Genomic DNA, 21,686 nt, shown 5'->3' on the forward strand with positions numbered 1-21,686 from the left:
CCGGCGCTCAACCCCGGGCCGGCACCACGGACGGGTGAACTCCGCACCATCGCTCTTGGGCCCCGCCGCGCCTTGCCGCCCCCTCGTCCCCGCCGGTACGAAAGGTCCCCACCAAAAAGCTACCGCCCAGTAATTCACCGGGCCCGGCACCACGGGGGCGATCACCATCACGACCGTCGGCAACGGCACCACGACCCGCACCACCGCCGCCCACGACACGGCCACCCACACCGGCGCCGTCCGCCGCACCGGCACTGTGCCGGGCCCGCGGACCGCACCGACGGCACCCACTGCACCGACAGCACCGACAGCACCGACAGCACCGATGACATCGATGGCACCCACGGCGCAGGAACCGGCCGGCACCCCGTCGGACCCCCGCACCCCGCCGGCCCGCCCGGCCCGCCCGGCCGCGACCGGTCCGGCCGCCGCACCGGCACCAGCACCAGCACCAGCACCAGCACCAGTGACCGTCCCCCGGCCCCGGCGGGCCCCCGCCGCGACCCGGCGCCCCCTCGGCCCGGCCGGTCGGGGCCCCGGAGCGGCCGGCCGCGGCCCCACCCGCACCGGCTCCCGCCAGGCCCGCGCCGCCGGCCCCGGCACTCCACCCCTGCCGACCGTCGGCGCCCAGCGCAGGGCCCGGCAGAGCCGGCCGCACCTGTGGTTCGCCGAGCAGCTGGTGCTCACGCTCAGCGGACAGCGGCCGGTACACGCCCTGCTGGGGCACGCGCTGCCCGCCGCCTACGACCGGCTGGCGGAGCTCGCCCCGCAGGCGCCGCTGCGGCCCCTCGTCGCGGGGCGCCGCGGCCCCGTGCCGGCCCTGCGGGAGTGCGGGCTGTGCCGGCCGGGCCGCGGCGTCATCGAGGCGTTCGCCCGGATCGCCACCGGTGAGCGGCTGCGGGCCCTCGCCTTCCGACTGGAGCTGGGCGCGGACTCCCGCTGGCGCTGTGCCGCGCTCGACCTCGGCCCGGCCCCCGGCACCGGGAGCCCGGCCCGATGACCGCCGGACGCACGAGCGCCCCGGCCGTTCCCCGGCCGGGGCGCTCTCCGTCATCCGGCGGCGGTGCCAGGCACCGCGGCCGCATCACCGCTCATCGGTCACTTCTTACGACGGCGTCCGCTGCTCTTCTGGGCCTTGCGGCGCTCCGCACGGGTCAGCCCGTCCGCCTCGGAACGGGCCGGGCCGCCGGCCTCCTCATCGCTGATGAAGTCGCCCTCGATGACGCTGCCGTCACCGTCCACCTTGGGCGCGGTGAAGTGCAGCCGGTCGGGACGCTGCGGCGCCTCCAGGCCCTTGGCGTGGATCTCCGGGCGCCCGGCACCAGCCGGCACCGCACCCTGGAGCTCCTTGTCCAGCGACGGCGCCTGGGCCGCCTCCTCCACCGGGACCTCCTCGACCTGCTGCTCCACCTGGACCTCCAGGTTGAACAGGTAGCCGACGGACTCCTCCTTGATGCCCTCCATCATCGCGGTGAACATGTCGAAGCCCTCCCGCTGGTACTCGACCAGCGGGTCCTTCTGGGCCATCGCCCGCAGGCCGATGCCCTCCTGGAGGTAGTCCATCTCGTAAAGGTGCTCACGCCACTTGCGGTCCAGGACGGACAGCACGACCCGGCGCTCCAGCTCCCGCATGACGTCCGAGCTGAGCTGCTCCTCACGGGCCGCGTACTGCTCGCCGATGTCTTCCTTGACGGCGTCGGCGATGAAGTCGGAGGTGATGCCCGCGCGGTCGCCGGCCTCCTCCTCCAGCTCCTCGATGGTCACCTTCACCGGGTAGAGCTGCTTGAACGCGCCCCACAGGCGGTCCAGGTCCCACTCCTCGGCGAAGCCCTCGACGGTCTCGGCCTGGATGTAGGCGTCGATGGTGTCGTCCATGAAGTGCTTGATCTGGTCCTGCAGGTCCTCGCCCTCCAGAACGCGCCGACGCTCGCCGTAGATGACCTCACGCTGACGGTTGAGCACCTCGTCGTACTTCAGGACGTTCTTGCGCGTCTCGAAGTTCTGCTGCTCGACCTGCGACTGCGCGGAGGCGATCGCCCGGGTCACCATCTTGTTCTCGATCGGGACGTCGTCGGGCACATTGGCCATCGCCATGACCCGCTCGACCATCTGGGCCTTGAACAGGCGCATCAGGTCGTCGCCCAGCGAGAGGTAGAACCGCGACTCGCCCGGGTCGCCCTGACGGCCGGAGCGGCCGCGCAGCTGGTTGTCGATCCGGCGCGACTCGTGCCGCTCGGTGCCCAGCACATACAGCCCGCCGAGCTCCTTGACCTCCTCGAACTCCGCCTTGACCGCGGCCTCGGCCCGCTCCAGGGCGGCGGGCAGCGCGGCCGCCCACTCCTCGACGTGCTCGACCGGGTCCAGGCCCATCTGCCGCAGCTCGGCCTCGGCGAGGTCGTCGGGGTTGCCGCCGAGCTTGATGTCCGTACCGCGGCCGGCCATGTTCGTGGCGACCGTGACCGAGCCCTTGCGGCCGGCCTGGGCGACGATCGACGCCTCCCGGTCGTGCTGCTTGGCGTTGAGGACCTCGTGCCGGACACCGCGCTTGTTGAGCTGCTGGGAGAGGTACTCGGACTTCTCCACGGAGGTCGTACCGACCAGGATCGGCTGGCCCTTGCCGTGCTTCTCGACGATGTCCTCGACGACCGCGTCGAACTTCGCGGGCTCGGTGCGGTAGATCAGGTCCGCCTGGTCCTTGCGGACCATCGGCCGGTTCGTCGGGATCGGGACCACGCCGAGCTTGTAGATCTGGTGGAACTCCGCGGCCTCGGTCATGGCCGTACCGGTCATGCCCGAGAGCTTGTCGTAGAGGCGGAAGAAGTTCTGCAGGGTGATCGTGGCGAGCGTCTGGTTCTCGTCCTTGATCTCCACGCCCTCCTTCGCCTCGATGGCCTGGTGCATGCCCTCGTTGTAGCGGCGGCCGGCGAGGATACGGCCGGTGTGCTCGTCGACGATCATGACCTCGCCGTCGATGACGACGTAGTCCTTGTCGTTCTTGAACAGCTCCTTGGCCTTGATGGCGTTGTTGAGGTACCCGACCAGCGGCGTATTGACCGACTCGTACAGATTCTCGATGCCCAGCCAGTCCTCGACCTTGCTGACACCGGACTCGTGGATGCCGACCGTGCGCTTCTTCTCGTCGACGTCGTAGTCGCCGGTCTCCTCGACGCCGCGCTGCGGGTTGGCCGGCTCGCCCCGCTTCAGGCGCTGCACCAACTTGGCGAAGTCGCCGTACCACTTGGTGGCCGAGTCCGCCGGGCCGGAGATGATCAGCGGCGTACGGGCCTCGTCGACGAGGATCGAGTCGACCTCGTCGACGATGGCGAAGTTGTGGCCCCGCTGGACGAGTTCGTCCTGCGACCAGGCCATGTTGTCGCGCAGGTAGTCGAAGCCGAACTCGTTGTTCGTGCCGTAGGTGATGTCGCAGTTGTACTGCTCACGGCGCTGCGCCGGGGTCATGTCGGCGAGGATGCAACCGACCGTCAGGCCCAGGAACTTGTGTACCCGGCCCATCATCTCGGAGTCCCGCTCGGCCAGGTAGTCATTGACCGTGATCAGGTGGACGCCCTTGCCGGACAGCGCGTTGAGGTACGCCGGGAGGGTACCCACCAGGGTCTTGCCCTCACCGGTCTTCATCTCGGCTACATACCCCAGGTGAAGGGCCGCGCCGCCCATCAGCTGGACGTCGTAGTGGCGCTGGCCGAGCACCCGCTTGGCGGCCTCACGGACCGTGGCGAACGCCTCGGGCAGCAGGTCGTCGAGGCTCTCGCCGTCCTCGTAGCGCTGCTTGTACTCGTCCGTGAGCGCCCGCAGCTCGGCGTCGGAGAGGGCCGCGAAATCCTCCTCGATGGAGTTGACCTGGCCCGCGATGCGGTGCAGCTTGCGCAGGATCTTTCCTTCGCCTGCACGCATGATCTTCGTCAAGACGGACACTAGGGCTGGTCTCCTTGCCGGTCGGGCCTGCACGGTCGAGTGCGCGGGCGCGGCATTTTTCCAAGGGGGCAGGCCCCGCCGCAACGGCCATCGTAAAGGAGGACGCCGCCGAGCCGGGAGGACCGCCGCAGCGAACGCCGCTGTCCCTTCCCCACGTGAACGCACGAGGCCGCGGGAAGGTGCCGCACGGGTGCCGGGAATCACGCCGAAAAATCCGTCGCGGGGTCTTCCGCAAGCTCGCAGAATCAGGCCATGAAGCCCGTCACCCTCACCACCGAGCGCCTGGTGCTGCGCCCCTTCGAGCCCGGCGACGCGCCCGCCGTGCACGCCGCCTGCCAGGAGCCCGACATCCCGCGCTGGACGAGCGTCCCCTCCCCCTACACGCTCCAGCACGCCGAGCAGTTCACCGGCACGGTCGTCCCCGACGGCTGGCGGGACGACACCGCCTACGACTTCGCCGTCGTCTCCCGGGCGGACGGCTCCCTGGTCGGCGCCATGGGCCTGGTCCGCCTGGCCCTGCACGCTCCCCAGCGGCAGGCCGAGCTGGGCTACTGGACGGCGAAGGAGCAGCGCGGCCGGGGCTACACCGTCGAGGCGGGCCGGGCCGTGCTCCGCTGGGCGTTCCACGAGCTCGGCGTGGAGCGGATGGAGTGGGTGGCGGAGGTCGGCAACGCGGGCTCCTGGGCGGTCGCCCGCCGACTCGGCTTCCAGCGGGAGGGCGCCCTGCGGGCCAAGCTGGTGCACTCCGGGACCCGCCGGGACGCCTGGATCGGCTCCCTCCTCCCCTCCGACTTGGCCGGGGACCCGCAGTACGCCTCGGACGGCACCGCCGGCCTCTCGCTGCCCGACGGCATGCCCTACCTGCCCCACCCCCGCTGAACCGCTCCGGTCCGCCGGCGCCCGGCGGGTGTGTCGGGCGTGGCGGATGCGGCTTGACGCGACGGATGTGGCTTGACGCGACAGATGTGCCCTGACGTGGCGGGTGTGATGGGCGTGCCGCGGCGGTCCCGGTCGGCCGCTTACGGCCCGGGCCCGTTGTCAGTGGCCGCCCCTACGCTGTTCCGCATGACCGCCGTGACACAACCACCGGCCCTGCCCAAGCCCGTGACCACGCTCTCCCGGGACGACGCCCGGCGCCTATCCCTGCGGGCCCAGGGCCTGCTCGGCGCTCCGGACCGCAGGGCGGGGGTCCGCGGTGTGCTGCGGCACCTCGGCGCCGTACAGCTGGACACCATCTCGGTGCTGGCCCGCTCCCACGAGCTGGTCCCCTACGCCCGCCTCGGCGCCGTCGGCCGCCCGGACGTCGAGTCCGCCTACTGGGCCGACGGGCACAGCTTCGAGTACTGGTCGCACGCGGCCTGCATCCTGCCCATCGAGGAGTGGCCGCACTTCGCCTTCCGCCGCCGCGCCCGGCGCGCCAAGGGGCACCGCTGGCACCTCATGGCGGACCGCGAGCGCTCCTGCGCCGCCGTCCTGGACCGGCTGACGGCGGACGGCCCGCTGACCACCACGGAGCTGGGCGGCGGACGCAACGGCGGAGAGTGGTGGGACTGGTCCGAAACCAAGATCGCGGTGGAGTGGCTGCTGGACACCGGCGAGGTGGTCTGCACCCGGCGCCGCGCCTGGAAGCGGGTCTACGACCTCGCCGAGCGTGCCGTCCCCGGCCCCCTGCTCCACGACGACCTCGACGACACCGCCTGCCTGCGCCGCCTGGTCGCCCAGGCCGGGGCCGCCCTGGGCGTGGCCACCCGCGCCGACCTCGCGGACTACCACCGTCTCAAGGGCGAGCAGGTCGATGCCGTGATCGCCGATTCCGGCCTGGTGCCGGTCGAGGTCGAGGGCTGGCGGAAGCCGGCCTGGGCCGATCCGGCCGCGCTCGCCACCCCGCCCCGCGGCCGGCACCGTACGACCCTGCTCTCACCGTTCGATTCCCTGATCTGGGACCGCCCCCGCACGGAACGGATCTTCGGCTTCACCCACCGCCTGGAGGCCTACGTCCCCCGCCCCCAGCGGATACACGGCTACTTCGCGATGCCCCTGCTGGCCGGCGGCCGGCTGCGGGGCCGGGTGGACCCGGGCCGCGAGGGCACCACCCTCGTCGCCCGCCAGGTCTCGATGCAGGACGACAAGGCCGTCGCCCCGATGGCTCAGGCCCTGCTGGAGGCCGCGGGCTGGGTCGGCTGTGACGCGGTGCGCGTCGAGCGCTGTGACGACCCGCGGCTGGCCGCCGCCCTGCGCGCGGAGCTGGACCGACTGCAGCCGCCGGTCTGAGCGGCGGGGAGCGGCCGGACGCCGACGCCCCGGCCGCTCAGCGGATCTCGAGGATCTTCTCCCGCATCGCGTACACCACGGCCTCCATCCGGGAGTGCAGTTGCAGCTTCTCCAGGATGTTGCGGACGTGGTTCTTCACCGTGTTCTCGGAGATGAAGAGTTCCTTGGCGATGTCGCGGTTGTTCATGCCGGTGGCGACCAACTTGAGGACCTCCAGCTCACGGTCGGTGAGCCGGGGCGCGGGCACCAGCCGGCGCTCGTCGGTGCGCTGGATCATCGACTTGAACTCGGTCAGGAGCTTCGACGCCATCGACGGGCTGATCTGCGACTGCCCGTCCGCCACCGCGCGGATCGCGGTCGCCACCTCGTCGGTGGAGATCTCCTTGAGGAGGTAGCCGGTGGCGCCGGCCTTGATCGCGTCGTAGAGGTCGGCCTCCTCGTCGCTGATCGTCAGCATGATGATCTTCGCGCTGGGGGCCACCTCCTTGAGGGAGGTGCAGGCCTCGATCCCGCCGCGCTTGGGCATCCGTACGTCCATCAGCACGATGTCGGGCAGCAGGTCGGCGGCCTTGTCGACCGCCTCCGCGCCGTCTCCCGCCTCGCCGACGACCTGGATGTCCTCCTCCTGGGCCAGGACGATCTCCAGGCCTCTGCGGAAGAGCGCGTGGTCATCCACCACCAGGACCCGGATCGGCTCCTGGCGCGGCACGCTCATGGCCCGGTCGTCGCCGGTGCCGCCTTCCTCGTCGTCCGCGTCACCGCGCACGGGCCCAAAACTGTCCCCCATGGATCCTCCCCGTCACCTACTCCGCCGAAAGGACAGAGCTTGGACATAAGGCTGGTTGACAGCAGCCCTCGGCGGCCAGCCCGATCAATGCCATACGACCGTCTCCCCGGCTCGTCGCCGCTTTGCGTCCCCGTACTCCCTGGCCGGCACAAACACTATACGGCTTCAACTCCTGCTTTCTCCGGGCACGATGGTGCCCCCGGCGTACGCCGGGGGCACCGAGCGGGTGGGGTTCAGCCGCCCAGCGCGCCGCCTGCGCCGCCGGGCTCTTCCTCCCCGAACAAATCGGGGTTCAGGTGGATGACGCCGTAGTCGTATGCGTGCCGCCGGTAGACGACACTGGGGAGCTTGGTGTCGGCGTCGACGAAGAGATAGAAGTCGTGACCGACCAACTCCATCTCATTGAGCGCCTGGTCGAGCGACATCGGTGCGGCCGAGTGGGTCTTCTCCCGGACGATCAGCGGCCCTTCACCCTGGACGTCGATCGACCCCATCTTCGTGGTGGGGATCTTCTCCTCGGCTTCGGCGGCGAGTTCGCCGTTGGGGTTCAGATTCGCGGCGTCGGGCACGCTGACCGCGACCTCGCTCGCCGGAATTCGGCCGTTGCCACGCCGCGAGAAGCGCTTGTCGTGCTGCTTCCGCAGCCGCGCCTCCAGCTTGGCGGTTGCCAGGTCCAGCGCGGCGTACGGGTCGGCTGCGGCCGCCTCGGCCCGGACCACCGGGCCACGGGAGCGGAGCGTGATCTCCACTCGGTCGGAACGGTCGGCCTGCCGCGGGTTGGGCTCCTTGGACACCTCGACGTCCAGGCTGATCACCTTGGCATCGAGCTTCTGGACCTTGTCCAGCTTCAGCTTCTCGGCCACGTGCTTGCGGAACCGCTCGGGCACCTCGGTCTTGCGGCCCTTGACGACGATGTCCACGCAGAACTCCGTTCCCGGATCGCTCCACCCGTCGGGCGGGGCGATTCCTTCTTGCACCAGGCTCCGGTGATTGCCGAAGCCTCGGACTTGGCGACTTTCACCTCCTCCTCCCCCGACGACACGGTCTCCACGCCCCCCGCTTTCAGGGTCGCCGCAAACGCCCCTGAACGCATTTATCGCGACATCCGAGGCAAAACACCCGCCAAGTCCTCACAACCGAACATAGCTCTCCGGGGCGGATGTCGGCACCCCCTGGTAGCCACCGGCTCCGTTCAGGTGATTTTTTCTCCATACCCTTGCGCCCGACAACCATGTGCCCGGCCGGAATGACATACCCCGGACGACCGGGGAGATCACTTCCCTCCCGCCGGGGAGATCGCTTCCCCCCCACTGGAGAGATCTCCTCGTCCGGACGGGGGGGATCACCTCGATCCGGACGGGGAGATCACTTCGGTGCCGAAGGCGCTGATCGGTGCCGCCACCACGGCCGCACCGATCACCCTGCCGCCGGCCGCCGCGACCACCCTGGCAGCTTCGGCGAGTGTCGCCCCCGTCGTCACCAGATCGTCCACCAGCGCCACTGGTAGCCCCCTCAGCAGCCTCCCGGCCGTACTCCGCACCTCCAGGGCACCGGCCACATTCGCCCGCCGCTGCCGGGCGCTCAGGCCCGCCTGATCGGCCACGGGGCGCCGCTGCCGCAGCACGGGGAGGACCTGGGCCCCCGCCACGGGGAAGATCTGGGCCCCCACCCCCGCCCCCTCCCCCATCCCCCTTCGCAGTGCGGCGGCCGCGGCCAGCGCGATCCGGCGCACCGGATCGTGCCCCCGGCCGGCCACCGCCCTGCGGGCCGATGGCACCGGCACCAGCAGCAGCGGCCCGCCGCCCGGCCGCAGGCCCCGTACCGCACCGGCCAGCACTGCCCCCAGCGGCCCGGCCAGCCGCAGCGCGCCACGTTCCTTGTGCGCCAACAGCACCGCCCGCACCTCATCGGCGTACGGCGCTCCCGCCCACACCCGGGGCAGTCCCGGCGGCACCGGCCACGGCTGCACCCGGCCCGCCCCGCGCCCGTCCCGCGCCAGCGCCCGGCGGCACCCCGTGCACAGTTCCGTACGCGGTCGGCCACACCCCGCACAGGCCACCGGCAGCACCAGACCGGCCAGTTCGCGCCACACCCCCTGCATGTCTCCACTGTGCCGCCGGGCGGGGGCCGCCTACCACCCCTGTGGATATCTCCAGGAAACGCTCCGGAGTCGGTCCGCGGACCAGTGATCCGCGATTCACCGCCGCTCAGCCAGGCCTGCCGTCGAACGCACCGCGTCACACCATGACGCACCCGCGGAGGCAAGGATCCGCCCGCCGGCCAGACCCCGACCCCCGGCACGGCCCCGGCGCGGCCCCACCGGTCGTGGCGGGGTGCGGGCGCGGACACGGGCGGCGGCCACCGGCCGCTGGACGGTTCCCGGACCACTCCCGACGCCCGGCATCGCTCGGGGACGCTCAGACCCGTCCGGTGTCGGTCTGGACCGTCCGGTGTCGCGCAGGACCGTTTCGTATCGTCCGGGACATTCGGGGTGGTTCGACCTACCGACCACCAAGGACGGCCCGGGCCGCTCGGGACCGTTCGGAGCCGTCCCGGACCGTTCAGGCCGTTCGGGGCCGTTCAGTGACCTTCCGTCGCGACCACAGAGCGCTCCCTGGCAGCCACCACCCCGCGGCCACGCCTCCCCCGTCCGCCCCGTCACCCGGGATACACCGGCGCCGTCCCGTCCTTCGCCACGGTCTTCCAGTTCGCGTCCGGAGGCAGCCGCACTATGCCCTCGGTGGCATCGGCGATCAGCGGTCGGGTCTCGTCCTCCGACGCCGCGACCGCCTTGACGCCGTTGACGCCCGGCAGTGTCTGCGCGTTGGACGCCGAGCCGTCGGTCTCCATGAACTGCATCTGCTGCACCCCGCCGGACTCCCGCCCGACGACCACCAGCCGACTGCCACCCGCCCAGGACGCGGCCACCACGTCCTCCAACTGCGGTGCGATCGGCCGGAGTTCCTGCACCGACAGCACCGGGTGCAGGGCACTGCCCTTCCGCTCCACCCGGCCGAGCTGAAGCGTCGTACGCCCCTTGTCCTCCACCAGGATCGCGATCCGGATACCGTCCGCGGCAACCTTGATCGCCTTGATCCGCCGCCCGCCGAGGCCGGGCACCGCGACCTCTTCGGGGTCGCCCTTGCCCTCGCGCATCCGCAGCAGCCGCGAACCGTGCGCGCTCCGGTCCGCGATCCACAGATCACCCAGGCCGTCCCAGCTCGGCGCGGTCAGCCCCTCGTCGGCGCTCTTGACCGGACCGGCGCTGGTCAGCAGTGGCCCACCGCGCTCGGTGCCGTCCTCCAGGGGAGCCACGTAGAGCGACCGGCCGTCGCTGGACACCCCGGCCGCGGTGTTCTCGGCGCGCGAGATCGCGACCGAGCGCAGCGGGGTCCGGCCGGTGCCGAACGGGCCGCGCACCGGCGTCGGTTCGGTCGCGTAGTCCGACATGGCGACCACCTTGTGGTCGGCGTCGATGAAGTACTCCTTGGCGGAGCTCGCGCTGCGCGGCGAGGAGACGAAGTCCCGCTCGGCCTGCTCCTGGGACAGCTCGCACAGCGAGTTGCCGCCGGGGTCCTGCAGTTCCACCTCGCTGATCTTCGAAGCCCGCGTCATGTCCTGGACGGTGAAGAAGAGCTGAGCGGCCATCCGCTTGCACTGGGTGGTGTCGGTGTTCGCCGCCTGCTTGCTGAGCTTGACGTGCAGTGCGTTGGAGTCGTCCAGCGCGAGGTCACGGGCGGCGAGCCGGGTGCCCCGCGGGAACTCCGAGCTCGTCACCTCGTTCAGCCAGTCGGTGGGCCCGGCCAGCAGCGCCTGGACGCTGGACGTGATCGGCTTTATCCGTTGCCGCAGGTAGACCGGGTCTGCGACCAGTACGTTCCGGCTCGCCTTCGGGTCCTGTGACTCCGAGTGGTAGGACGCGAAGTAGTACTTGTTGACGGACCGGTAGATGCGCTGGAAGTCGGACAGGCCCAGCACCAGCCCGTTGGGCAGCCGGTCGATGCGCCACTGGCCGTCCTCCTTGACCAGGTGGATCGTCTGTCGGTACGGCTTCTCCTCGGGCGTGTAGGCGTGGTTGTCGTCGACCGACGCCACCTGACTGCCCGAGAGGGTGACGGTATATCCGTTGCCGTCCTCGCGGTTGGGCTGCACCTTCGGTTCGGGCTTGGGGCGCTCCTGGAGCACCTTGGTCACCTGGAACGGCCGCCAGGTCCGCTTGGCCGGCTTGGCGAGGTACTGGATGGCCGTGCGGAAGTCCGCCTCGTCGCTGGTCGTCGCGTCGAGGAAGCTGCGCACGATGTTGGTCGGCTGGGCGCCGTCCTGCGGTGGGACGCCGTAGACCCGCACCTGCGAGTCGCCCTCGGCGCGCGGCGACTGGTCGACGGCGGTGACATCACCGTTGTCCGGCATCGACGCACAGCCGGCGAGCAGCGCGCCCGCACAGCCGATCAGCAGCGCCTTGCCGGCCGGCCCGGTCCCCTTACGGGTGCGCCTGCGGCGCGCCGGCCCCGCCCCCTGCTCGTTTCCGCGCTCAGTTTCCACGCAGCTCGCCTTCCGCTTCCAGGCCCTGCCCGGCGTCCTGCCCGACCCCGGTCTCCGGGGCCGCCTCGTCGCCCCGCGTGCCCGCCCCCTGGGGGGCCGCCCGGGAATCGTCGCCGGCCGGCTCCGCCGGAGCGGTGTCCGGCCGGGCCGTGGTCTGCCCGTCCGTGACGTCCGGTGCCGCGTCGGCGTCCTGTGAGGTCCGTGCCTGGCCGGGTATCGGGGGCATCGCGGGTACGGTTCCGGCCTGCGGCTGCGTCGTCTCGGCCGACCGGCGGTTGCGTCGCGAGTCCTCCGGCTCCAGGGGGATCGGGGATCCACGCAGCGGCTCACCGGCCGTGCGGGGCAGGGTCAGCCGGAACTGCGAGCCGCCGCCCGGCTCGCCCCAGGCCTGCAGCCAGCCGCCGTGCAGCCGGGCGTCCTCGACGGCGATGGACAGGCCGAGGCCGGTGCCTCCGGTCGTACGGGCCCTCGCCGGGTCGGCGCGCCAGAAGCGGTTGAAGACCCGGGTGGCCTCCCCGGGCTTGAGGCCGACGCCGTAGTCGCGGACCGCGACGGCCACCGCGCCGCCGCTGCGGCTGCCCGCGGACGCCAGGCGCACCACCACATCGTGGCCCTCGCCGTGCTCGACGGCGTTGACGACGAGGTTGCGCAGCACCCGCTCCACCCGGCGGGGGTCGGCCTCGGCGATGACCGGCTGTTCGGCGCCGCGCACCACGATGCGGGTGCCCTTGCGTTCGGCGAGCGGTTCGGCGCCCTCGATGACGCGGTGCACCACGTCGCGCAGGTCGACCGGCTCGGCCTCCAGCGCGGCGGCGCCGGCGTCGAAGCGGCTGATCTCCAGGAGCTCGGCGAGCAGCGATTCGAAACGGTCGAGCTGGCCGCGCAGCAGCTCGGCGGAGCGTGCCGTGGCGGGGTCGAACTCGTCGCGCGCGTCGTGGATGACGTCGGCGGCCATCCGTACGGTCGTCAGTGGGGTACGCAGTTCGTGGGAGACGTCGGAGACGAAGCGGCGCTGCATCCGGGACAGTTCCTCCAGCTGCTGGATCTTGACCTGGAGGTTCTGCGCCATCTTGTTGAAGGACTCGCCGAGGCGGGCGATGTCGTCCTCGCCGGTGACCTTCATCCGTTCCTGGAGGAGGCCGGCGGCCAGCCGCTCGGAGATCCCCGCGGCCATCCGTACGGGGGTGACGACCTGCCGCACCACCAACCAGGCGATCGCGCCGAGCAGGATCACCACGAACACGCCGGCCGTCGCGAGCGTCCCCGTCACGAGCTTGAGCGACTCCTCTTCCTGGCTGAACGGGAAGAGGTAGTAGAGCTGGTACTGGTTGCTGTTGACGTCGTTGAGCCGCTTGCCGATGATCAGCGCCGGTACGCCGTCGTCCGACCCGATCCGCTTGATCTGGGTGTACTGGCGGAAGGTGCCGGCCTTGGTGTCCAGCTTGCGCCGCAGGTCGGCGGGCACGCTCCGCTCGGGGTCGACGTCACCCGAGGCGCGCGGCCCGCGGGTCCCGGGGCTGGAGTCGCCGAACGGCTCGTCGGAGTCGGAGCTGAGCGCCACGACGGAGAAGACGCCCTGGCCACCGCTGGCGAGCTGTTCGACGAGGCCGGTCAGCCAGGTCGCGGAGTCCTGGGTGCCACGGTTTCCGGTGCGGGCGGGGTCGTCGGAGGCGTTGTCATCGGCTCCGTCGGCCATCTTCTGGGCGACGCTGAAGCCGCCCACGGCCTGGCTCTGCGCGGCCTGCGCCTTCGCGGTGAGCAGGCCGTTGCGCACCTGTCCGACGACCACGACGCCGAGCAGCAGCACCACGGCGAGCGACATCAGCAGGGTGGTGGCCACCACCCGCAGCTGGATATTGCGGCGCCACAGTCGCAGGGCGGGCAGCAGCGGCCGCCGCACCCAGCGGCTGAAGAGGCGCAGCAGGGGGTGGACGGGCCCGCTCACCGCGCCGTCGGGCAGCAGCTGCCCGCCGCGCAACAACCAGGCGGACAACTTCCCCGAAAAGGACATATCACCCGTCGGTCCAACGGTGCGCCCCCGCTTTCCCTCCGGGGCCGAACCGTCCCGGACCATCTCAGCTGGGCCCGGCCTTGTAGCCGACACCGCGCACCGTCACCACGATCTCCGGACGCTCCGGATCCCGCTCGACCTTGGAGCGCAGCCGCTGCACATGGACGTTGACCAGCCGGGTGTCGGCGGCGTGCCGATAGCCCCAGACCTGCTCCAGCAACACCTCACGCGTGAACACCTGCCACGGCTTGCGCGCCAGCGCCACCAGCAGATCGAATTCCAGCGGGGTCAGCGCGATCGACTGCCCGTCCCGCTTGACGGAGTGCCCGGCCACATCGATGACCAGGTCACCGATCGCCAGCTGCTCGGGCGCCGGCTCCTCGGAACGCCGCAGCCGCGCCCGGATGCGGGCCACCAGCTCCTTGGGCTTGAACGGCTTGACGATGTAGTCGTCCGCGCCCGACTCCAGGCCGACCACCACATCCACCGTGTCGCTCTTGGCGGTCAGCATGACGATCGGCACACCGGACTCCGCACGGATCAGCCGGCACACCTCGATGCCGTCCCGGCCGGGCAGCATCAGATCGAGCAGGACAAGGTCCGGCTTGGTCTCGCGGAAGGCCGCGAGGGCCTTGTCACCGTCCGACACAAACGACGGTTCAAAGCCTTCGCCGCGCAGCACGATGCCGAGCATCTCTGCCAGTGCGGTGTCGTCGTCGACGACCAGGACGCGTCCCTTCATTCGGCCATCATCCCATTACCTGATCGTGACTTACTCCAACGTGACGTGGAACACAGCCCCGCAAGGCCTTCCCGGGTCACCGGCGACACCACTCCCGCCTCCGTCACGATCGCGGTCACCAGCTCCGGCGGGGTGACGTCGAAGGCCGGGTTGTAGGCCTGTGCGCCCAGCGGCGCCACCGGCACGCCGGTGGCCGACAGTGCTCCGGCCCCGCGTACGGACGGCAACGAGAATTCCGTCACCTCATGGCCCGGCCGCTGCTCCACCTCGATGTCGGCCCCCTGCTCCGTCGCCAGATCCACCGTGCTGGTGGGCGCCACCACCACGAACGGAATGTGGTGGTACCGCGCCAGCACGGCCAGCGGATAGCTGCCCACCTTGTTGGCCACCGACCCGTCCGCCGCGATCCGGTCCGCGCCTATCAGCACCGCGTCCACCTCACCTCCGGCGAACAGCGATCCCGCCGCACCGTCCGACAGCACGGTGTACGCCATGCCCGCCCGCGCCGCCTCGAAGGCGGTCAGCCGCGCCCCCTGCAGCAGGGGCCGCGTCTCATCCACCCACAGCCGGCGCAGCTCACCGGCCCGATGCGCCGCCAGCGCCACCGCCAGGGCGGTGCCCTCTCCCCCGGACACCAGCGCGCCCGTATTGCAGTGCGTGAGGATCCGGTAACCACCACCCGGCAGCAGCTCGCCCAGCAGCGCACGGCCATGCGCCGCCATCCGCGCGCTGGCGTCGATGTCCTCCCGGTGGACGGCCCTGGCCTCGGCCAGCGCCGCCGCGGCCGGGGCTTCCGCCCCGCCGGCCACCGCCGCGCGATAGGCGTCCGCCGCCCGTCGCACGCCGTACCCCAGATTGACCGCGGTCGGCCGGGCCTGCGCCAGCACCACCGCGGCCTCCTCCACATCGAAACCCCGCGCCGCGGCCAGCGCGACGCCGTACGCCCCCGCGATCCCCAGCAGCGGAGCGCCGCGTACCGCCAGCGACTGGATCGCCGCCACCAGCGCCGGAACGTCCGTGCAGACCAGCTCCACCTCCTCCGCCGGCAGCCGTGTCTGGTCAAGGAGGACCACGACGGGCCCCTCCGGCGGTTCCTCCCAGCGAAGGGACGGGATGGCGAGCGCCCCGGCGCCCGTCTCGGATACCTCGTGCTGATCGCCCATCCGTTCAGTCTGCCGCCGACTGCCCCTCCAGCAGAAGGTCCCCTCATCCTCAGGGCACAGGTGGACAACACCCCGTGCCATGACACGATGAGCGCCACCGCGGACCCTGGATCTCGGCCGCCCCGGCGGACGGGCAGCAAGAAGGAGCGACGATGAACAACTCTCCGGGCTGGGCCTCGCCCGGATCCACGCCCTCCGACGAGCCGGGCCGCGGCGCGCAGGAGCAGCCCACCCCGACCCCTTCCCCCGACCGGACCGGCACCGCCGAGCAGCCGTCCCCACCGAACTGGTCCAAGGACCAGCCGCCCGCCGGCCAGTGGTCGGCCCCGGCCGGCATCCCCGGCCAGAGCGACGCCCGGGGGCACACCAGCGAACGGACCCGTGCCTCCTCCGGCCCGGGCCCCGGCTGGGGCACCGCGCCGGGCCCCGGCAATCAGCCCCCGTGGGGCGGCAACTGGGCGGCGGTACCACAGGCGGCCAAGCCGGGTGTCATCCCGCTGCGCCCGCTCGCCGTCGGCGAAATACTCGACGGCGCGGTCGCCACCATGCGGGCCCATTGGCGCACCGTCCTCGGCATCTCGCTGCTCGTGGCGGTGGTCGCACAGACCGCGGTCACCGTCGTCACCGGACTGTGGTTCCAGAGATCCGGTGCCGCACCGGCGGTGTCCAACGACCGTGTCCCGGCCATCCGCGAGACGATGCGCCAGATCGGCGACTCGCTCACCGGCAGCGCCATCACCTCGGTGATCGGACTGCTCGCCACGATCATCGCCACCGGCCTGCTCACCATGGTCGTCAGCCGTGCGGTCCTGGGCCGCCCGGTAACGACCGGCGACGCCTGGAACGACGCCCGTGGCCAACTCCCCCGCCTGCTCGGCCTGCTCGTCCTGCTCCCGCTGCTCCTCGCCGCAGTGTTCGCCGTCGGCATGGCCCCGGGCGTGCTCCTCGCCGCCACTGCATCGCTGGACACCGGCCTGCTCCTCGCCGTGCTGGGCGGGCTGGTCGCCTCCGCCGTGAACATCTGGCTGTGGGTCCGCTTCAGCCTCGCCTCCCCCGCCCTGATGCTGGAGAAGCAGGGTGTCATCGCCTCCATGCGCCGCTCCGCCAAGCTCGTACGGGGCGCCTGGTGGCGGGTGCTCGGCGCCCAGCTGCTCGCCTTCCTCCTGATCGGCATCGTCGAGTTCATCATCCAGATCCCGGCCACCCTCATCGCCTTCCTCATCGACGGTGAGAGCCTGCTGGACTGGGCCAACGGCAGCAGCAACACCACCAGCTGGTCGTTCCTGATCGTGCTGGGCATCGGCGCCGTCATCAGCTCCACCATCACCTTCCCGATCAGCGCCGGCGTCACCTCGCTCCTCTACATGGACCAGCGCATCCGCCGCGAGGCACTCGACCTCGAACTCGCCCGCGCCGCCGGCCTTCCCGGCTACGGCACCGAACCTCCCGCCCACGGCCTCCCCACCCACGGTGTCCCCGCCCCCGACGTGCCGGCCGAGGACCCATCGGCCGGCACCGCCTCGGGCGACGACTCCAGCGACAGCTCCGGACCGCGCCCGTCCGACGCCGCACCGGGAAGCTGATGCGGTGACCACAGGGGGGAACATGGCAGCGCCCGGCCTCCTGGCGCGCGCCGATGACGACGGTATACCGGTGCGGACCCCTCGCCTCCCCGCCCGCGAAGCGGCCGAGCGAGAACTGTCCGACCCCCGGTACCACCAGCACGACCCCAACCCGATCCAGCGCGCCCTCGATTGGCTCTGGGACCGCCTCGACGAGCTGTTCCACACGGCCGCCGGCGCCACCCCCGGCGGCTGGATCGGCCTCCTCACCATCGCCGCCTGCGTACTGCTGCTACTCCTCGCACTCCGACTGCGACTCGGTGCGGTACGCCGCACCCCGACCACGCGCCGCACGCTCTTCGCCACCACACCCCGCACCGCAGCCGAACACCGCACGGCCGCCGCACGGTACGCCACGGCCGGCCTGTGGAGCCAGGCGATCCAGGACCGCATGCGGGCGATCGTCCTCGCCCTGGAGGAACGGGCCCTGCTCACCCCCGGCCCCGGCCGCACCGCCGACGAGGCGGCCACCGAAGCCGGCCGGGCCCTGCCACGGCATGCCGACCAACTGCGCACCGCCGCCCGCATCTTCGACGACGTCACATACGGCGGCCGCCCCGGTACGGAGCAGGCATACGCCCTCCTGACCGTCCTCGACACCGACCTGCAGCACGCCAGGCCCGCCCCGGCGACCGCCCCTGCCAGGAGCCGCGGATGACCACGGCCACCGCCAACGCCCCCGCGCTCTCCACCACTTCCCGTCAGTTGTGGGCCCGGTCCCGCGGCCCGCTGCTCGCTCTCCTCTTGCTCACCGTCAGCGGCATCGTCCTGGCGGCGCTGCAGTCCGGCGAGCAGCATGGCCGGCTCGACCCTCGTTCGGCGGACCGGTCCGGAAGCCGTGCGCTGGCCCGGCTCCTTGCCTCCCACGGCGTCTCCACGCACGTCGTGACGTCCGCCGAGGAGGCCGCCGCCGCGGCCGGCCCCGACACCACTCTGCTTGTCACCGACCCCGACGTCCTGACCCCTTCTCAGCTGGCGGGCCTGCACGCCGCCACCGCCCACACGCCCGGCCGCACCGTTCTGCTCGCCCCCGGCGCCACGGCCCTGCAGACCTTCGCCCCGAGCGTCCAGCCGAGCTCCGCAGCCGGCAACACCACGCTCCGCCCCGGATGTTCGCTGCCCGACGCGCGCCGCGCCGGCAACGCCCTTCTCGGCGGCCTGCGCTACACCACTCCCGACGACGGCGCCGAGCGCTGCTACCTCAGCGACGGCAAGCCCACCCTGGTACAACTGCCCGCCCCGGCCTCCGGCCGGGACACGGTGCTCCTCGGCGCCCCCGATCTCCTCTACAACCAGCATCTCGCCGCACACGGCAACGCCTCGCTGGCACTTCAGCTTCTCGGTCCGTACAAGCATCTGGTCTGGTACCTCCCCTCCGTCAGTGATCCGTCCTCGGCCGAGGACGACCGGCGCAGCCTCTTCGACCTGATCCCCTCCAGCTGGCTCTGGGCCCTGCTCCAACTGGCCTTCGCCGCCTGCCTTGCCGCCGTCTGGCGCGCCCGCCGGCTGGGCCCACTGGTCCACGAGCGACTGCCCGTCACCGTGCCCGCAGCCGAGACCACCGAAGGCCACGCCCGCCTCTACGAGCAGTCCCACGCCCGCGACCGGGCTGCCGACGTGCTGCGCTCGGCCACCCGGGACCGGCTCGCTCCCCTCATCGGCGTGCCCCCGACGCACGCCCACACCCCCGACACCCTTCTCCCGCCCCTCCAGGCCCACTTGGCCTCAGCCCCCGAGACCGGGGCGGATCTGCGCGCCCTGCTCTTCGGCCCGGCCCCCGCGGACGACCGGGCTCTGGTGCAGCTGGCCGACCACCTCGACGCCCTTGAATCCTCGATCGTTTCCCAAGAGAGGCATGCCCCTCGTGAGCACCCCGACCGCTGACAGCGCCCGCGCCTCCCTGGAGGAGCTGCGCACCGAGATAGCCAAGGCCGTCGTCGGCCAGGACCCCGCCGTCACCGGCCTGGTCGTCGCACTCCTCTGCCGCGGTCATGTACTCCTCGAAGGAGCCCCGGGCGTCGCCAAGACCCTGCTGGTCCGCGCCCTGTCGACCGCCCTCGAACTCGACACCAAGCGGGTGCAGTTCACCCCAGACCTCATGCCGAGTGACATCACCGGCTCGCTGGTCTACGACGCCCGCAGTGCGGAGTTCTCCTTGCAACCGGGGCCCGTCTTCACCAACCTGCTACTCGCCGACGAGATCAACCGCACCCCTCCCAAGACCCAGGCGTCCCTGCTGGAGGCCATGGAAGAGCGTCAGGTGACCGTCGACGGCACAGCCCGTCCCCTCCCCGAGCCGTTCCTGGTAGCAGCCACTCAGAACCCCGTGGAGTACGAGGGCACCTATCCGCTGCCGGAGGCCCAACTCGACAGGTTCCTGCTGAAGCTGACCGTCCCTCTTCCCGCACGTCAGGACGAGATAGACATCCTCACGCGCCACGCGGCCGGCTTCAGCCCCCGCGACCTGGACGCCGCCGGGCTACGGCCGGTCGCCTCGGCCGCCGATCTCGAAGCGGCCCGCACCGCCGTTGCCAAGACCTCGGTCTCCCCCGAAGTCACCGGCTACATCGTCGATATCTGCCGTGCCACTCGCGAATCCCCCTCGCTCTCTCTCGGCGTCTCCCCCCGAGGCGCCACCGCCCTGCTCTCGACGTCACGTGCCTGGGCCTGGCTCACCGGCCGCGACTATGTGACCCCCGACGACGTCAAGGCGCTCGCTCTTCCCACACTCCGTCACCGCATCCAGCTCCGGCCGGAAGCGGAGATGGAAGGAGTCACTGCGGACTCCGTGATCAACGCTGTACTCGCTCATCTCCCCGTCCCCCGCTGAGGCGACACCGTGGCCCTCACCGGACGCACCGCCCTCATCTCCGCTCTCGGATCTCTCTTCGTCGGCTTGGTGCTGCCCAGCTGGCTCGGCATACTCACCGTCCAACTCACCTTGCTGATAGCAATTTTGTGCGACCTCGCGCTCGCCGCGCCAGTGCGAAAGCTCCATTTCACCCGAACCGGTGATACAACTGTTCGACTGGCTGACGATGCCCACAGCCACCTCACCCTCACCAACCCCAGCCGCCGCACCCTGCGCGCCCAGATCCGCGACGCTTGGCCGCCGAGTTCCTTCCACCCCCACACCGAAGGCCCGGCCGCACGCCACACCGTCCGCGTCCCCGCCGCCGAACGCCGCCGCCTCACGACCACGCTCCACCCCACCCGCCGCGGCGACCACCACGCCGTCCGCGTCACGGTCCGCTCCTACGGCCCCCTGGGACTCGCAGCCCGCCAAGGCAACCACCACGTCCCTTGGACACTGCGCGTCCTGCCCCCCTTCACCAGCCGCAAGCACCTCCCGGCCAAACTCGCCCGGCTCCGCGAACTCGACGGCCGCACCAGCATCCTGAGCCGCGGTGAAGGCACCGAATTCGACAGCCTCCGCGACTACACCCCCGGCGACGACACCCGCTCCATCGACTGGCGCGCCACCGCCCGCCGGCAGGACCTCGCCGTCCGCACCTGGCGCCCCGAACGCGACCGCCGCATCCTGCTCGTCCTGGAAACCGGCCGAACCTCCGCCGGCCGCGTGGGCGACATCCCCCGCCTCGACGCCTCGATGGACGCCGCCCTGCTACTCGGCGCCCTCGCCGCCCGCGCCGGCGACCGCGTGGACCTGCTCGCCTACGACCGCCGGGTACGCGCCTCCGTACAAGGCCGCGCCGCCCGCGACGTCCTCCCCGCGCTGACCGACGCCCTTGCACCCCTCGAATCCGAACTCGTCGAGGCCGACGCCCGCGGCCTGGCCGCGACGATCCACCGCCGCACCCCGCGCCGGTCCCTCATCGTGCTCTTCACCGGCCTCGACGCAGCACCCGTGGAAGAGGCCCTGTTGCCCGTCCTTCCCGGCCTCACCCGGCGCAACGAACTCATCGTCGCCGCCGTTGCCGACCCCCGTATCGAGGAAATGGCCGCCGGCCGTCACACACCCCAGGCCGTCTACGCAGCCGCCGCCGCGGAACAAACCCGCGCCGCCCGGCGCCGCACCGCCGACCGCCTCCGCCGCCACGGCATCACCGTCATCGACTCCACCCCGGCCCTCCTCGCCCCCGACCTGGCCGACGCCTACCTCACCCTCAAGGCCTCCGGCCGCCTCTAACCCCCATACGCCGCCCGCCCCACACCAGGCAACGGGCCGCACGTCTCCCCTGCCAGTGCCAGCCCTCCCCCCGTGTCTGCCTCTCTAGCCAGCCGAGCCAACACGGCCCCAAGTCCCAAGCCTGCTGAGCACCCGAACCGGGGATGCACGTAAGAAGGGCACATGCAGGCCTGCGGCAGCGCCTCCTCCGGAACAAGGCCACAACGCCCGGCCGTACGGGCTTTGGCTCAACACACCCACGTGCAGAAGAGGGGCATCCAACAGGAATCGCGCCGCCGCTCTGGACGCTCTGGACGCACCAGCTAACACAGGCGACCGCACGACCAGCCGTGGGCTTCATAACCGAGGGTCCCGAGGTCACCCGCCAACGCAAAAAAGCTCCGGTCCCTGAACCACAAGGGTTCAGGGACCGGAGCTAATAATAGTTCGGCGGCGTCCTACTCTCCCACAGGGTCCCCCCTGCAG

16 protein-coding genes are annotated in these 21,686 nt (G+C 71.7%); 8 read left to right on the forward strand and 8 right to left on the reverse strand.

The genetic code is table 11. The annotated features are described in order from the left end of the window. Positions 1–334: 334 nt before the first annotated feature. Positions 335–1,000 carry an Rv3235 family protein gene (locus tag AB0G84_RS29705; RefSeq protein WP_361327407.1) on the forward strand — a complete coding sequence of 222 codons (666 nt, stop codon included), beginning with the start codon at positions 335–337 and terminating at the stop codon, positions 998–1,000. A 98-nt stretch (positions 1,001–1,098) separates the two neighbouring features. Here AB0G84_RS29705 and secA read toward each other — a convergent pair whose 3' ends face one another. Continuing rightward, positions 1,099–3,933: a preprotein translocase subunit SecA gene (gene secA, locus AB0G84_RS29710; protein ID WP_361327410.1), complete on the reverse strand. Its 2,835-nt coding sequence runs from the start codon at positions 3,931–3,933 to the stop codon at positions 1,099–1,101. A gap of 252 nt (positions 3,934–4,185) precedes the next feature. On the opposite strand from secA, the gene AB0G84_RS29715 reads away from it, so the two are divergent. Together AB0G84_RS29715 and AB0G84_RS29720 are read left to right on the forward strand one after the other, a co-directional pair. Beyond that, on the forward strand, positions 4,186–4,812 hold the full coding sequence (locus AB0G84_RS29715) for a GNAT family protein (protein ID WP_361327413.1): 627 nt from the start codon (positions 4,186–4,188) through the stop codon (positions 4,810–4,812). Between the two features lie 186 nt (positions 4,813–4,998). After that, the gene (locus tag AB0G84_RS29720) at positions 4,999–6,204 is read left to right on the forward strand and encodes a crosslink repair DNA glycosylase YcaQ family protein (protein ID WP_361327416.1); all 1,206 of its coding nucleotides are present in this window, start codon (positions 4,999–5,001) and stop codon (positions 6,202–6,204) included. 37 nt (positions 6,205–6,241) lie between these two features. Here the strand turns inward: AB0G84_RS29720 and AB0G84_RS29725 are convergent, their stop codons facing one another. The 7 genes from AB0G84_RS29725 to mtnA form a co-directional block, all read right to left on the reverse strand. Further along, entirely contained in the window at positions 6,242–6,991 is a 750-nt protein-coding gene (locus AB0G84_RS29725; RefSeq protein WP_361327419.1) for a response regulator transcription factor, read from the reverse strand. A gap of 233 nt (positions 6,992–7,224) precedes the next feature. Further along, complete coding sequence (gene raiA, locus AB0G84_RS29730) at positions 7,225–7,911, reverse strand: ribosome-associated translation inhibitor RaiA (RefSeq protein WP_361327422.1); 687 nt, start codon at positions 7,909–7,911, stop codon at positions 7,225–7,227. Positions 7,912–8,333: 422 nt separating this feature from the next. Then, positions 8,334–9,092 (reverse strand): phosphoribosyltransferase family protein, encoded by a 759-nt coding sequence (locus AB0G84_RS29735; protein WP_361327424.1) that lies wholly within the window; start codon positions 9,090–9,092, stop codon positions 8,334–8,336. Positions 9,093–9,649: 557 nt separating this feature from the next. Continuing rightward, positions 9,650–11,533, reverse strand: coding sequence for an LpqB family beta-propeller domain-containing protein (locus AB0G84_RS29740; protein WP_361327427.1), 1,884 nt, complete (start codon positions 11,531–11,533; stop codon positions 9,650–9,652). Next, entirely contained in the window at positions 11,523–13,544 is a 2,022-nt protein-coding gene (gene mtrB, locus AB0G84_RS29745) for an MtrAB system histidine kinase MtrB (protein WP_361327430.1), read from the reverse strand. The genes AB0G84_RS29740 and mtrB overlap by 11 nt, the downstream gene beginning before the upstream one ends. 64 nt (positions 13,545–13,608) lie before the next feature. After that, positions 13,609–14,286 (reverse strand): two-component system response regulator MtrA, encoded by a 678-nt coding sequence (mtrA, locus tag AB0G84_RS29750; RefSeq protein ID WP_030416996.1) that lies wholly within the window; start codon positions 14,284–14,286, stop codon positions 13,609–13,611. Beyond that, entirely contained in the window at positions 14,283–15,449 is a 1,167-nt protein-coding gene (gene mtnA, locus AB0G84_RS29755) for an S-methyl-5-thioribose-1-phosphate isomerase (RefSeq protein WP_361327433.1), read from the reverse strand. The genes mtrA and mtnA overlap by 4 nt, the downstream gene beginning before the upstream one ends. A gap of 152 nt (positions 15,450–15,601) precedes the next feature. On the opposite strand from mtnA, the gene AB0G84_RS29760 reads away from it, so the two are divergent. The 5 genes from AB0G84_RS29760 to AB0G84_RS29780 are packed head-to-tail and all read left to right on the forward strand — an operon-like array spanning position 15,602 to position 21,221. Further along, positions 15,602–17,032 (forward strand): hypothetical protein, encoded by a 1,431-nt coding sequence (locus AB0G84_RS29760; RefSeq protein WP_361327436.1) that lies wholly within the window; start codon positions 15,602–15,604, stop codon positions 17,030–17,032. A gap of 22 nt (positions 17,033–17,054) precedes the next feature. Continuing rightward, positions 17,055–17,729, forward strand: a complete 675-nt coding sequence (locus AB0G84_RS29765; protein WP_361327438.1) for a DUF4129 domain-containing protein — start codon at positions 17,055–17,057, stop codon at positions 17,727–17,729. Continuing rightward, positions 17,726–18,955: a DUF4350 domain-containing protein gene (locus AB0G84_RS29770; RefSeq protein ID WP_361327441.1), complete on the forward strand. Its 1,230-nt coding sequence runs from the start codon at positions 17,726–17,728 to the stop codon at positions 18,953–18,955. The genes AB0G84_RS29765 and AB0G84_RS29770 overlap by 4 nt, the downstream gene beginning before the upstream one ends. Beyond that, on the forward strand, positions 18,927–19,901 hold the full coding sequence (locus tag AB0G84_RS29775; protein WP_361327444.1) for a MoxR family ATPase: 975 nt from the start codon (positions 18,927–18,929) through the stop codon (positions 19,899–19,901). The genes AB0G84_RS29770 and AB0G84_RS29775 overlap by 29 nt, the downstream gene beginning before the upstream one ends. 9 nt (positions 19,902–19,910) lie before the next feature. Beyond that, a complete protein-coding gene (locus tag AB0G84_RS29780) occupies positions 19,911–21,221 on the forward strand; it encodes a DUF58 domain-containing protein (protein ID WP_361327446.1) in 1,311 nt (436 codons plus the stop codon). The last annotated feature ends 465 nt before the right edge of the window (positions 21,222–21,686 follow it).

It is taken from the genome of Streptomyces sp. NPDC020742 (genome assembly GCF_040641675.1).
Lineage (GTDB): Bacteria > Actinomycetota > Actinomycetes > Streptomycetales > Streptomycetaceae > Streptomyces.

Bases quoted from the DNA above. Each gene is read 5' to 3' on its own strand.
- AB0G84_RS29705 (WP_361327407.1), top strand. From the start codon at position 335: ATGGCACCCACGGCGCAGGAACCGGCCGGCACCCCGTCGGACCCCCGC.
- AB0G84_RS29715 (WP_361327413.1), top strand. From the start codon at position 4,186: ATGAAGCCCGTCACCCTCACCACCGAGCGCCTGGTGCTGCGCCCCTTC.
- AB0G84_RS29720 (WP_361327416.1), top strand. From the start codon at position 4,999: ATGACCGCCGTGACACAACCACCGGCCCTGCCCAAGCCCGTGACCACG.
- AB0G84_RS29725 (WP_361327419.1), bottom strand. From the start codon at position 6,991: ATGGGGGACAGTTTTGGGCCCGTGCGCGGTGACGCGGACGACGAGGAA.
- AB0G84_RS29735 (WP_361327424.1), bottom strand. From the start codon at position 9,092: ATGCAGGGGGTGTGGCGCGAACTGGCCGGTCTGGTGCTGCCGGTGGCC.
- mtrB (WP_361327430.1), bottom strand. From the start codon at position 13,544: ATGTCCTTTTCGGGGAAGTTGTCCGCCTGGTTGTTGCGCGGCGGGCAG.
- mtrA (WP_030416996.1), bottom strand. From the start codon at position 14,286: ATGAAGGGACGCGTCCTGGTCGTCGACGACGACACCGCACTGGCAGAG.
- mtnA (WP_361327433.1), bottom strand. From the start codon at position 15,449: ATGGGCGATCAGCACGAGGTATCCGAGACGGGCGCCGGGGCGCTCGCC.
- AB0G84_RS29760 (WP_361327436.1), top strand. From the start codon at position 15,602: ATGAACAACTCTCCGGGCTGGGCCTCGCCCGGATCCACGCCCTCCGAC.
- AB0G84_RS29765 (WP_361327438.1), top strand. From the start codon at position 17,055: ATGGCAGCGCCCGGCCTCCTGGCGCGCGCCGATGACGACGGTATACCG.
- AB0G84_RS29770 (WP_361327441.1), top strand. From the start codon at position 17,726: ATGACCACGGCCACCGCCAACGCCCCCGCGCTCTCCACCACTTCCCGT.
- AB0G84_RS29775 (WP_361327444.1), top strand. From the start codon at position 18,927: ATGCCCCTCGTGAGCACCCCGACCGCTGACAGCGCCCGCGCCTCCCTG.